We start from the raw sequence: 12,859 nt of genomic DNA, 5'->3' as shown, positions 1-12,859 counted from the left end.
TTGTCCTACAGTATGCTGTTAACAATAGTTGGTTACGGCCACATTGCTCTGTTAGCGACGCATTTAGGCGAGGAGATATAGATGATTGATTTGCGCAGCGATACGGTGACCCGCCCTACGGCCGCCATGCTGGATGCCATGATGACCGCCCCGCTGGGCGATGATGTATGGGGTGACGACCCAACCGTTAATGCTTTTCAGGCCAACCTGGCAGAGTTGGCAGGTAAAGAGGCAGCACTGCTGTTTCCCAGCGGCACCCAAAGCAACTTGGTAGCGCTGATGGCCCACTGTGAGCGGGGCGATGAGTATATTGTTGGGCAATCCGCCCATACCTACCGGTATGAAGGCGGCGGCGCGGCGGTGTTAGGCAGCATTCAGCCACAGCCGATTGAGAACGACGAAGATGGTAGCCTTCCTCTGGAAAAAATCTCCGCAGCCATAAAGGCCGATGACTTCCACTTTGCTCGCACTCGCCTACTGGCATTGGAAAACACCATTGGTGGCAAGGTGTTACCCACTGCCTATATACAGCAGGCGACCGATTTAGCCCGCGAACATGGTCTAGCAACCCATTTGGATGGCGCCCGGTTGTTTAATGCGGCCGTAACAACAGGCAGTTCGCTTCAGCAGCTCTGCCAGCCCTTTGACAGTATATCGCTGTGCTTTTCGAAAGGGCTCGGCACGCCCATGGGGTCTGCTTTGGTTGGCTCCCAGGCGCTGATTAATAAAGCGCGCCGATTACGCAAGATGGTCGGCGGCGGCATGCGCCAATCCGGCATTATCGCTGCGGCTTGCCAGCATGCGCTGAATCACCACGTTGCCGACTTAGCTTCCGACCATCGCCGAGCAGCCCGCTTGGCAGAAGGACTCTCGGCTCTTCCTGGCGTTGCGGTTACCTCTCAGGCCACCAACATGGTGTTTGCCCGTTTTCCTGATGAGCATGTGCAACCCCTGGCGGCGTGGCTAAAAGAGCACGGTATTTTAATCGAACTGCTCTACGCAACGCGCCTTGTTGTCCATCGTGATATCGATGATGCCGACATTGATCAGGTCATCTCGGTTATGCAGCGCTACTTCACGCGCTAATTGCGTTGCCGACAGACGCATGTAGGCCCTAGCCAAAAGACTGAACCGCCTAACGCTTTTGCCTCATTAACGTGGGGCTTGGCGTAAAAGGCGTCTACACTTTAGCTTTGCTTTTAATGCACACGAGAGCTAGCCAATGATGCCCCGCGTCTGCCCCACCGCTCTTTTTCTAACCGCGTAGACGCTTTTGGCTTACACCAGCCACTTTTTGCTAACAATTTATTACTATTTAGATACAATCTGCATTACTATAGAGACTGAAGAAACCCTGAGATGATGGAAAACAGCACCTCGGCGTAGGCAAGAGAATTGGGTCAATACGGTTCGGGGAATTAAAACTCAACTAAATATCGGAACACTATGCATGTTTCGGGCTGGGTGACGCGCTTTCAGGCGAGTCTTTACATACTATTGTTATGGTGTTGTCCCGTTACGGCTAATGCGGACACGCTACGGCTATCGCCTCCTTTTCAAGCGCACTATGCCTTAGGCCCCACGACGAGCTATTGGCACGACGCCCAAGAGCTTAGTTTGCCAGCCCTATTAGCGCTGAATCCGACGTTTGAAGACGCCCAACATAATCGTGCGTTAAACTTTGGCTATACCCAACGCGATACTTGGCTCCGCACTCATATACGCAATGAATCCGCCGAAGCCACTTCATGGATGGTGCGATTTGAATACCCCTTTTTAGATCACGTAACGCTGTATACGCTGCGAGGCCAGCATAGCGAAGTGCAACAAAGCGGCAGCGCTCTGCCCGTTTTTATGCGCGAATTAGCGCATCGCCAAGCCGTCTTTCCACTCACCCTAGCAGCCGGTGAACAGGTCACGCTGTATACCCGGATTAGCGCGTCCGGCAGTAAGTTTTTAAGCTACGATTTAATGGCTCCTGAGGCTTTTTATGCACAAAATGACCGCCATAATTTCTGGCTTGCGACCTATTTCGGGATGCTGCTAGCGCTTAGCATTTACAATCTGCTGCTGTTTTTTGGGTTGAAAGAGCGGGTATTTCTTTACTATGCGCTGTTTGCGTTCGGCTTTATCTTGGCCATATTGACATTTAATGGCCTCGGTACGCTGATGTTCTGGAGCTTTTTAGGCGATAGCTCTGCACGGTTAGTCGCATTAGGTTTTACCTTTGCCTCCACCATGGGCACGCTGTTTGCCCAAAGTTTTCTCAATACTGATCTCTATTGCCCTCGCTGGCACCGTGCTATTACGTATTTCCGGTGGTACTGCTGGCTGGCGCTTTTTGCTGTATTGCTTTTACCCACGCAACCCGCCCTGCGGCTTATGGACATAACGGGGTTTACGGCATCGTTATTAATGCTGGTGTGCGGGTTGTATTGCAGCTGGCAGCGGGTGCCCAGTGCCCGCTTGTTCGTCGTTGCTTGGTCGCTATTTTTACTTGGCGCCGCCGTTTTTGCCTTGCGCAACCTTGGTGTACTACCCGCTAACTTTATTACGTTACACGGCATACAAATCGGCTCCGCGCTGGAGATGCTGCTACTCTCCTTTGCGCTGGCAGCACGTTTTAACAAGATGAAAAAACAAAAAGAGCAGGCTCAAGCAGAAACCGTTGCCATGCTGAAACAGCAGGAAACACTCTTAGAGGCCAAAGTAGCCGAGCGCACCCTTGCGCTAGAGCGTTTGGCCAATCACGATATGCTGACCGGATTGCTCAACCGCAATGGATTGGCCCGCAGTGCTGAACAAGCGCTAGAGCGCAGCCGCCAGCAACATATCCCGCTATCCCTGTTTATGTGTGACCTGGATCGGTTCAAGCCAATTAACGACGAGCATGGCCACGAAGCAGGTGACTTTGTACTGCAGCAAGTTGCCAAGCGGTTAGCGCACTTAGCCCGTGACAATGACCACTGCGCGCGGTTTGGCGGTGACGAGTTTGTGATGCTTTTTGAAGGGCTATGCGACCCAAAAGCCATTGATGAACTGCGCTGCCGCATCGACCAAGCTATTCACCAGCCGATTAAACTTCCTAACGGCACACTGGTCTGCGTAGGAGTGAGCATCGGCGCCAGCACAAGTCATGGTATTACGACAACGCTAGAGAGCTTAATGCGCGAAGCTGACCAGGACATGTACATGGCGAAATCCTCTCACCGATGCTACCGCTATGGATCTGCTAGGTAACGGCCACTATGCTTTGTACTAAAAAGCTTGCTACAAAGCGATGGCGAGGGCCGTTAAGATGCCCGGCTAGTCAAAGAGACTCATACGCTTCATCACGTTGTCGCGCTTAATTCGCCAATGGTAGAGCGCTCCCGCCACATGAAGCGTCAGTAAAGCGAGAATTGCCCACCCCAAGCGTTCGTGCCACATGAACAACGCTTCTGAAAGCGCCTTATGTTCACCAATTAGCCCCGGCAAGTGCCAGCGAAAGAACTCCACGGGGAACCCACCGCTAGCGGTCGCCGCCCATCCTAGCAGCGGCATGACAATTAATGCCAAGTAAAGCAGGTGATGCACGCTGGTACTGGCAAACCGCTCAAATCCATTAAGAGGCGGATCATGATCCGGAACGACAAACGCCAAGCGGGTAATTATGCGCAGCGTCATCAACAGTAAAAGGGCAACGCCCAGCGTTTTATGGCTGGTATAGAGAACGTTCGTTAACGTATTGCCTACTAAGTTGACAGTCCCCTCATAACCTAAAAATCCAAGTGTTAACCCACTCGCTAAGGAAAGCAGTACAACGCCTGCCACCAACCAGTGCAGTATTCGGTGTGGGTAGATATAGTGATCCAACTCGTGCATTGAGTGCTCCTAACGGCTAATCACGTGAACTCATCGTGTCTGTCATGTGTTAATCGTAGTTCAGCCACGTACGTTGTAGGAATTTATAACGCATCCTTTGGCACCGCCAGCTGTTCCCGAATTAATTCACCCAGTCGGCGGGCAGGTTCTGAAGGCCGGTGGGGGGCACGATGCAGGGCTAGCTCAATCACCGGCAATGCGGGCATCCCACTGCTCTCATCTAATGGCCGTAGCGAAGGGGTCAGCATACTGCGAGTAACAACCACCACGGCTAACCCGGCGGTAACGATAGGCGCAAGGCCCGCCATCGACTGACTCGTATACGCTACCCGCCATGCCCGCCCCGCGGCTTGCAGCGCTTGCTCTGCTGCGTCACGAAACACATCAGCGCCGGGAGAGTAGAGCGCAAGCGAAATGGGGTCGCTCAATGAAGGCTGCTGGTGCGTGCCGACAGCCCAATAAAGCGGCTCGCGGCGGATCACCTCGCCGCCCGGCGAGTTACGCTGACGCGTGACCAGTGCCAGGTCGATCTTAGCGGCTTTGACCTGCTCAACGAGGTGCGCACTGGTGCCGCAAATAACCGTTAGCCCCACCGCTGGGTATAGCTGATGAAAGTAGGCAAATACCGACGGCAGCAGCGAAGCGTAATCTTCGGGAATACCCAGTGTTAAATCGCCCGTGACTTGCTGAGCCTGCATATCGCTCCACGCGTCGTCATTCAGCATTAACAAGCGACGAGCGTGAGTCAGTAAGCGCTCACCGTCTGAAGTGAAGCGTAAACGTCGTCCTTCGCGTTCATGTAAACGAAGCCCTAACTGCCTTTCTAAACGCTGCAGCTGCATGCTCACCGTGGACTGGGTATACGCCAACCGCTTGGCCGCAGCGGTCACGCTGCCGGTATCCGCGATGGCGACTAAGGTGCGCAAAAGCGCCAGATCTAACGTGGGTGCCCGCATACATCACCATTGTTGATATAACCAATCATAAAAGATCGATATTGTGATGAATGATTCCTGAGTATGCTGCGCGGAGTTTATCAAAGGCAAGGAGAACTCCATGTATCGCGCTCATTCAACCGTTGCGACACCCTCTTGGTTCAGCATTATCGCAGCGTTAGTGGCCGTTATACTCTGGAGCGTGGCGCCGCTATTGGCAGCGCTTGCCCATACCTCATCTCCACTGCAACTCACCGCACTGACACTGTTGGCAGGAGCACTTGCCACGCTGCCGCTTAGCCGCAGAGTCCCCATGGCGAGGTTGAGTAAAGGGTGGCAGGTCAGCGTTTGGCTGGGCGTTCCACTGCTTATTTTTGGCGCTGTTAGCAGCTACTTTGTGGGCATGCGTTTGGCGCCTGCCGCAGAAGCAGCGCTCATTACTTATACATGGCCCGTCGTGTTTGTGCTGTTAAGCCAATGGAGTCGTCTAGGAACACTGCGCCTATCGGGGGTCATCGGCGCACTCATCGCATTTTCCGGCGCTGCGTTGCTGCTGCTCCCTCAAGCGCTCAACGAAGGTCTTGGTGGGGCAGCCAACGGCTATGCCTTAGCCCTACTCGCGGCTTGCTGCTGGGCGCTTTACTCTTGGTTAGGCCAAACGGCGCCGGTGGCTTTAACACCGCTGCTGCCCCGATTGCTGCTGGTGGCTTGCGCTATTGCCGCCGCTGCTAGCCTGTTGGTGGAAGGCAGCCCTAAGGCACTGAGTAGCGAAGCCTTATTAGCCGGCATCGCTTTAGGGTTAGGGCCATATGGCATCGCCATGGTTGCCTGGGACAAAGCGCTGCGTTTGGGACAAGCAAGTGTCGTTGGCAGTCTTGCCTATGGCGTACCGATTCTAGCGGCCGCATTGCTAGTAGTCGCAGGCATGAGTGTGCTGGACTGGCGACTGCCCTGCGCCGCCATATTAGTGGTGGTCGGCTGTTGCAGCGCAGGGCGTCGTGAGAGCTGAACGTCAGCGCTTAGGTCGTCGGTTGGATATCTGCTGGCGCGGTGCTCACCTGAAGCTCAAACATTCCGCTGCCGCTGGCACTAAAGCCCCGTGCACTCACGGTATAGGTACCCGGCAGTAGCGATGTCTCCAGCAGAGAATCGGTGCCATTGCCACCATCATCATTGCTGTGGGAAACACCTTCACCGTATAGCTCAATGTAGGTGTCAAAATCGCTCGAGCGCATGGCAAGTGTAACCTGCGTGCTCTCTTCCAGCGTCAGTTCGTAGGTGAGCGGTTCACCGCTGTACCAGCCGTTTAATGTTTCGTTAGGCGTCAAAGCGCCTTCATTGCGTAATTCAATACCGTTAGGCAGATCACGCGGCGTGACGGAAAGGGCAAATAACCCACTGTCGCTACCAAAGGCGGTTCGCGCGGTGACCTGGTAAACGCCAGGGGCTAAGAAATCCGCAATGCGCGCATCCAAGCTACCCGCGCTGTCATCATCTTCGCGGAAATACCCGTTAGGTCCTTCTAACTCTAGGTAGGCATCCACATCGTTTGAACTCATCTCGATTTGGTACATGCCCGCTTCTGCAATTTCTAATTCATAGTGAAGCGCTTGGCCGCTATACCAACCATTTAAGGCCTCACTAGGGGTAATAGTGCCATCGTTACGCAGTTCGCCATCTCCCGGCAATGCTCTAGGCTCAGCGGTTAACGTGAATAAGCCATTGCCATCGCCATAGGCCGCGCGCGCGGTTAACTGGTAATCGCCAGGGGCAAGAAAATCGGTAATTCGTGCATTGAGTTCGCCAGCGCTATCGTCGTCTTCACGGTAGTACCCATTCGGGCCTTCCATTTCTAAGTAAGCGTCAAAGTCATCAGCGAGCATTTCAATTTGATACATGCCGGCCTCTTCTACCGTAAGCGTTAGCTCCCGTGAGGCACCCTCAAGCCAGCTATCAATGGGTGTATCGATGGTAAGGGTATCGGAATCGCTTAGCTCGATGGCGCGGCTATTAATGCTGAACGGGCCATAGCTGTGCTCATCAGCGCCGCTAACCACCACGATGTACTCGCCCCCCTCTTTAATAGGCTGGCGTAGCGTCGGTGCGCTCCCTAATAGTGCTAGCTGATCGTCATACAGTGCCACCACGCCTTGCAGTGCGCCCCGCAGGGAAAACTCGACCAGCGCCCCTTCTTCCAGGTTAATGGCATAGCGTAAAAAGCGGCTGCCATCTTTACCGTTCAATTCGCTGGCTGAGGTGATTTCACCGTTCGCTCGCTCGCCCAGCGTTAAGCTTTCCAACGAATTTTGTGGCTGCGATTCTTCGGTATCAAACATAGAGCCCGTAAACGTTTGCGCTGCTAAAAAACCGACAGCAGCACCGCCAATAGCAACAACAATAAGCGATAAAGGAGAAGACTTAGCCATGGGGCATCCTTATGAGTGGTGATAAGACGTGAGTGATAACGAAACTAAATTATATATTGCTTACATGCACAAAGAGAGCACTTAAAAAATATTGCAGCGCACAAAAACATTGTTTGATTATAAAGCGGCCTGAAGACAGTAACTGACTGAATCCCAAGGCCAACCGCAAAAAATTAAAAAAAACGCAATTATGAAGCTATCTGCATCGATCTTCTTAAAGCTTGCTGACTCAAAACGAGCGCGTTACTATCGGTAAGCCTAAGTAGGCCCTCATCGATCAATGATCCGCAATATGAAAAACTGAGGTACTCCCATGGGAGCCCATAAGCGACTGATTCGAACGAGCTGTTTAGCAGCACTACTAATAGCCTGCACGGCAACGACTGCTGTTGCCCATGAGGTAGAAACCGAACAAGGCGTCGCCTCTTTTTACAGTGACCGCTTTCAAGGCGCTACCACTGCCAGTGGTGAGCAATTTGACCAGCAGGAACTAACGGCGGCTCACCCAAGCTTACCGTTCGGCACCAAAGTTTTGGTTACCCGCCCGGATACAGGACAAGAAGTAGAGGTACTGATCAATGATCGCGGCCCCTTCGTTCAAGGGCGTGTTATTGATCTCTCAAAACGGGCAGCAATGAAACTTGGCATGATTCGCCGAGGCACGGCACCTGTTCTCCTGACCTTGCTCGATTAGTTTTGCTGTTCTGGCCCAGTGCAGATGGCATCGCGAGTTAACGGATAGCACACCCGCAAGTGTGTGATACCCCTTAAACGACAACTCAACACCTTAGACTCATTACACTTAGAAAGGGCGGCTTCCAAGCCGCCCTTTCTATATTGGCGATATCCGCTGCTCTATGTTTTTGCTACCTCGGTGCGCTTTAATAAAGAACGTGGCCTTAATAGCGAACTTGCGAGCATGCTAACAGTCTCTATCCTGCAGGAAGGAGATTCACTTCGCATCAGCAGGAGGCATACATGCAATCACGGTTTTTTACCTTAACTGGCTACCCCACCGGTTTGCCCGAGCGCGAACTGTTCTCGCTACAAAGCCAGGAACTTCCCGACCTCGCCGAAGGAGAAGTCCGCATTCGCAATCACTGGCTGTCGGTTGACCCCTATATGCGTGGCCGAATGACCGGCATACACACCTATGTTGCGCCTTTTGAGCTTGGCCAACCCATGGAAGGCGGTGCTGTAGGAGAAGTCATTGAGTCCAACGACGCTCGCCTCAAGGTAGGAGAGACCGTCAGCCATATGGGGGGCTGGCGAGATATTGCACAGATCTCTGCTGAGGGCGTCACACCGCTACCCGATAGCGATGTGCCTGAACAGGCATATTTAGGCGTTTTGGGTATGCCAGGCATGACCGCCTGGACGGGCCTGAACCTCATCGCTGAGTGCAAACCTAGCGATAACGTACTGGTTAGCGCCGCCAGCGGAGCTGTTGGATCGCTTGCGGTTCAACTTGCTAAAGCGAAAGGCTGCCATGTAGTGGGCATTGCTGGGGCAGCCAATAAACTTGCTTGGTTGGAATCGCTGGGTGTCGAGCCGGTTAGCTACCGTGACCGCACGGCTCAAGAGCTAAGCGATGCCATCAAGCTGGCTAGCCCGAATGGTATCGATGTTTATTTTGAAAATGTGGGCGGCATCTGCCTTGAAGCAGCGCTGAGCCAGCTTAATGAAGGCGCGCGGATTGCCGTCTGCGGCATGATCGATAGCTACAATGCAGAAACGCCGCCCCCTGGCCCTCGTAACCTAGCGCAGCTGGTGGTGCGTAAAGCCAAAATGCAGGGCTTTATTGTGGCGGATCACTGGTCTAGCTACCGCTATTTTCTCAACGAAGTAGCGCCGCAGGTTGCAAAAGGCAGCATCAGCTATAAAGAAACGATTGAGGAAGGGCTTGAAAGCACGCCCGATGCATTTTTAGCGCTTTTTGAAGGCGGCAACACCGGTAAAATGCTCGTCAAGCTAACGTAAATACGGCAAGCGGCAGTAGCATAGACCCAAACAGGGCAGCCCTAGGGCTGCCCTGTTTCTTAAAAGCTCTGTGTTAAGAGCTATGTGTTAAAAACTATGTGTTAAAAACTATGTATTAAAAACCGTACTTTAAAAACTTAGCTCTACCCCGCCAACTACGCTCCGCCCTGGGGCGGGTTCATAGTAGCGGCCAAAAGTACCGTTCAAGCGCACATTGTCAAAATATGCTTCATCAAACAGGTTCCGAATGCCTACATAGGCGTTTAAGCGCGTCTCGCCGCCTACTTGCCAACCATCTCCAAATCGCAGGTTGACCAACCAGTAGCTACCCACCTCTGTCTCATTGGCGTTATCCGCTACTAGGTCACCTACATACTGCGTTTCCAGCGTTGCAAACCGCTCGCCCACCCCTTGCCAAGTAAGCTGGTTCACCCAGGTTTGCTCGGGTAGGCCTGGGATGCGATTACCATCGAAGCGCTCGCTTGGGGTGGCAAAGCTATCAAACTCATAGCGCGCCAGCGTTAAAGCGCTATCCAAGCGCCACTGGTCGGCCAGCTGCCAGCCAAGCGCCAGTTCGAGACCCTCTCGGCTGGTGTCTCCTGCGTTTTGGTAGAAGGTGCGGCCACCTTCATCAAAAGGCACCAGCTCATCCCGAACCCGTACTGAAAATAGCGCCAAATCATAATCCATCGCCAGCGGCGCAATATAGCCACGCGCCCCCACTTCACGGTTCCACGCTTTTTGCGGCTCCACCGCCGGATTAAAACCACCGCCTGCCGGATTGGCAAACTCTGCAAAGGCTGGCGTTTCAAAGGCGGTACCGGTATTCGCGTAAACCTGATGCTGAGGCCGATAGCGATAGCTCAGCCCCGCCGAACCACTCCACTCATTAAAGGTGCGCTCGCCACTTTGGTCGCCATCTTCAACATAGCGGTCATCTACCTCCAGCGTCACGCGGTCAAAACGGGCGCCAAGAGAGAACGTCACCTGCTCAGTCAGTGCCAAATCGCCCTGGGCAAATACCCCGGTAGAGGTCGCCGTTTGCGTCTCTGCCGCCGACTGTTCGCCAACGCTACCTTGAGCGTTGACGTTGTTACGAAAGCGCTCATCCTCTTGGCGCGCTAAGTCAGCGCCCACAATGTAGTTTAGCGGTAGGCTGCCCAAGGTGATGTCGTGGTGATATTCGCTGCTGGCGCCAACATAGTCGCGCTGATAGCCCAGGCGGCTATCACCGACAAAGGGCAGCTGTTGCTCAAAGTCCCGCCGGGCAATGAACCCTTTGAGGTAAAACGCACCGGGGCCTGCGGTTAAGTCTTCGTACTGAAGGCCAAGTAGCTGCTGATCTACGTTTTGCCTTGCATCTAACGCCCTTGCGTTTGGCGCTGCTTGATTACGGCTACGGGCTACTTCGCTCGCGTTGAGCGCGCCGGGGTCTTCGGAGCGAGGATTTTCGAGTAGATTGATTATCGCAGTTAATGCTCGGCCGCTGCCCAACTCACGGCGCAGCTTTGCATTCAATAAGTACCGATCTGTGGAACTTTGTTCCCGGTAACCGTCCACATTGAGCGCTGAAACGCTCACATGGTGCGCCCAATCCCCTTGAGCGCCGCCTGTTTGCACGACTGCCTTACGGTAGCCGTCGCTTCCCATCTCAGTGCGCACACTAGAGCCGGGATCATCGCGACCATCTGCGGTGGTGACATCAATCACCCCACCCGCTGCGTTGCCGTATAGAACAGACGAAGGCCCACGAATCACCTCAATACGCTCGGCGCTGTCCAGATCAATAGCGTCTAGCTGAGCCTGACCGTCTGGCAGGGTATAGGGAATGCCATCGACCATCACCATGATACCGCGCACCCCAAACGGTGCGCGTGCGCCAAACCCGCGAACGGCAATACGCTGCCCTTGAGCAAAATTATCGCGGTTTTGCAGGAACACGCCTGGCACTCTTGTCAGCGACTCATCCAGCCGCGTGCGCTGCTGGCCTTGTGCAATTGTGCCGCGATCAATGGTTGAAACAGCCGCTGGCGTAGCGTAAAGCTCACGCGCCAAGCGCGGGGCACTTACCTCCACCGTGGGCAGCGCTGCATCTTCACTGTTAGGCACTTGCGCCCACGCAGGGCTGGCGAGAAACACGCTAACCAGCAGGAGTGATGGTAATGAAGTCGAAGACATGGCGTCCTTTCCTAGTCAGTATTCAGCGGTGCCTGTAAACACACGCTCTCTGGCAGAGAGACGATGAGAGAAAAAACTTCATACCTAAGTCGCAATAGTTCGCGAAGCGCAACTACTATGACTACACTCACGGTTGTGCCATCAACATATTGATATCAAACCGCTATCAAAACACTGGTTATGCAAGCAAAGGAGGCTTTATGGCATTTACCGCGACGGACCCGATTAAAATGATCTTTGCCGTTATCTTGCCCCCCTTAGGGGTGTTTTTTGAGGTCGGCTTCAAAGGGCATTTTTGGCTGAATATCATTCTGACGCTCTTTGGTTTTGTACCAGGTATCATCCATGCCTTTTATGTCATCTTGAAACACTAGACATACTAGAACACTGATGTACGTTTTTATACGCAACGATTCAACACCGCCTTATTAAACATAAGGCGGTGTTTTACAGTCAGCTGCTTAACGACGCCGACGCATGCAAGCGGCGATGCAAGGCATGCACCTGCTCATCTAAACCAGGAACGGGGCCATCGACAGCCAAACCGGGCACCACCGCATTAATTGGCAGCGTGGCAACGGGCGGTGGCGCTACGCCAAGTTCGGATAGCCAGACACCCAGCTGTTCAGAAGAACTGACGTAAACGATACGACCTAGCCCTACCCAACCATGGGCCGCCGCACACATCGGGCAGTGCTCTCCAGAGGTATACACAGTAGCCTTTGCACGCTCGTCAGGCGTCATATGATTCGCTGCCCAGCGAGCCAGCGAAAACTCCGGATGCTGAGTTGCGTCTCCGCCGGCGATACGGTTGCGGTCTTCAGCTAACACCTTGCCCTCGGCATTCACCAACACGCTACCAAACGGCTCATCGCCTGCATTTAAAGCCTCTTCAGCCAAAGCCACGGCGCGCTTTAGGTAAACCCATTCGTGTTCAGCAATCATAAGACACTCCTCTATTTTGACAACGCCCTTAAGCGGCGGCATTGTCTTTTCAAAGATGTTCTGCCAACGATACCATTTTTAACGGTAGCACTCTGAGCCACCGTAAAAACGCCACTACCTCTGGAGCATCCTCGTGAACACCATCAATCCGAACAAGCTTCACAACAGCAAATGGACGGCCACACAGCCGCGTAATAAAGAGAAGCACTTTATCGTCACGAAGCTCTTGCGCAATGAAGAAGAGCAGGTGGTGGAAGTGGTCATTGAAGCGGTTCACTCAAACCGCGAGATCACTCTTGCCTGGCAAGAGCTAACCGACGCTAGCGTTTGGAAAATGGGATGGAAATAACGATTGTTCAGGCATCCCCTAGAAAATATTCATGAAAGGCTTTGACCCGGCCAAAAAATCGTGGCAATGTAGCGTCAGTTGGTTAGCAAGCGGCATGGTTTCAGAAGTGTACGATCTTTTTCGGCAGCCTGATATTGTATTCCTTGTTTCACCCGCTACTTAAATCTGGGTAATACCAGGAA

At 53.4% G+C, this 12,859-nt stretch carries 12 protein-coding genes; 7 read left to right on the top strand and 5 right to left on the bottom strand.

What is annotated here, in order from left to right; genetic code table 11:
• Positions 1-81: 81 nt before the first annotated feature.
• Complete coding sequence (gene ltaE, locus LG301_RS03200; protein ID WP_404473372.1) at positions 82-1,086, top strand: low-specificity L-threonine aldolase; 1,005 nt, start codon at positions 82-84, stop codon at positions 1,084-1,086.
• A gap of 531 nt (positions 1,087-1,617) precedes the next feature.
• Positions 1,618-3,240, top strand: a complete 1,623-nt coding sequence (locus LG301_RS03195; protein WP_404473370.1) for a 7TM diverse intracellular signaling domain-containing protein — start codon at positions 1,618-1,620, stop codon at positions 3,238-3,240.
• 66 nt (positions 3,241-3,306) lie between these two features.
• Here LG301_RS03195 and LG301_RS03190 read toward each other — a convergent pair whose 3' ends face one another.
• Together LG301_RS03190 and LG301_RS03185 are read right to left on the bottom strand one after the other, a co-directional pair.
• Positions 3,307-3,864: a cytochrome b gene (locus LG301_RS03190; protein WP_404473369.1), complete on the bottom strand. Its 558-nt coding sequence runs from the start codon at positions 3,862-3,864 to the stop codon at positions 3,307-3,309.
• Between the two features lie 83 nt (positions 3,865-3,947).
• Complete coding sequence (locus LG301_RS03185; protein ID WP_404473367.1) at positions 3,948-4,820, bottom strand: LysR substrate-binding domain-containing protein; 873 nt, start codon at positions 4,818-4,820, stop codon at positions 3,948-3,950.
• A 100-nt stretch (positions 4,821-4,920) separates the two neighbouring features.
• On the opposite strand from LG301_RS03185, the gene LG301_RS03180 reads away from it, so the two are divergent.
• Positions 4,921-5,808: a DMT family transporter gene (locus LG301_RS03180; RefSeq protein WP_404473365.1), complete on the top strand. Its 888-nt coding sequence runs from the start codon at positions 4,921-4,923 to the stop codon at positions 5,806-5,808.
• A gap of 10 nt (positions 5,809-5,818) precedes the next feature.
• Here LG301_RS03180 and LG301_RS03175 read toward each other — a convergent pair whose 3' ends face one another.
• A complete protein-coding gene (locus LG301_RS03175; protein WP_404473363.1) occupies positions 5,819-7,225 on the bottom strand; it encodes a hypothetical protein in 1,407 nt (468 codons plus the stop codon).
• 313 nt (positions 7,226-7,538) lie between these two features.
• Here LG301_RS03175 and LG301_RS03170 point away from each other — a divergent pair, with 313 nt between their 5' ends.
• The gene (locus LG301_RS03170) at positions 7,539-7,919 is read left to right on the top strand and encodes a septal ring lytic transglycosylase RlpA family protein (protein WP_404473361.1); all 381 of its coding nucleotides are present in this window, start codon (positions 7,539-7,541) and stop codon (positions 7,917-7,919) included.
• A 284-nt stretch (positions 7,920-8,203) separates the two neighbouring features.
• Entirely contained in the window at positions 8,204-9,205 is a 1,002-nt protein-coding gene (locus LG301_RS03165) for an NADP-dependent oxidoreductase (protein ID WP_404473359.1), read from the top strand.
• Between the two features lie 129 nt (positions 9,206-9,334).
• Here LG301_RS03165 and LG301_RS03160 read toward each other — a convergent pair whose 3' ends face one another.
• The gene (locus tag LG301_RS03160) at positions 9,335-11,383 is read right to left on the bottom strand and encodes a TonB-dependent receptor family protein (protein WP_404473357.1); all 2,049 of its coding nucleotides are present in this window, start codon (positions 11,381-11,383) and stop codon (positions 9,335-9,337) included.
• A gap of 200 nt (positions 11,384-11,583) precedes the next feature.
• Here LG301_RS03160 and LG301_RS03155 point away from each other — a divergent pair, with 200 nt between their 5' ends.
• Positions 11,584-11,757: a YqaE/Pmp3 family membrane protein gene (locus LG301_RS03155; RefSeq protein WP_009722289.1), complete on the top strand. Its 174-nt coding sequence runs from the start codon at positions 11,584-11,586 to the stop codon at positions 11,755-11,757.
• A gap of 79 nt (positions 11,758-11,836) precedes the next feature.
• On the opposite strand, the gene LG301_RS03150 is transcribed toward LG301_RS03155, so the two are convergent.
• Positions 11,837-12,328: a nucleoside deaminase gene (locus tag LG301_RS03150; RefSeq protein WP_404473355.1), complete on the bottom strand. Its 492-nt coding sequence runs from the start codon at positions 12,326-12,328 to the stop codon at positions 11,837-11,839.
• 133 nt (positions 12,329-12,461) lie between these two features.
• On the opposite strand from LG301_RS03150, the gene LG301_RS03145 reads away from it, so the two are divergent.
• Positions 12,462-12,677, top strand: a complete 216-nt coding sequence (locus LG301_RS03145; protein ID WP_404473353.1) for a TIGR02450 family Trp-rich protein — start codon at positions 12,462-12,464, stop codon at positions 12,675-12,677.
• Positions 12,678-12,859 lie beyond the last annotated feature (182 nt).

The organism is Vreelandella venusta, assembly GCF_044809155.1.
In the GTDB taxonomy this organism is placed as follows: domain Bacteria; phylum Pseudomonadota; class Gammaproteobacteria; order Pseudomonadales; family Halomonadaceae; genus Vreelandella; species Vreelandella venusta_B.
The sequence above is the reverse complement of the archived record's forward strand: the minus strand, read 5'-3'. Positions and strand labels throughout refer to the sequence as shown.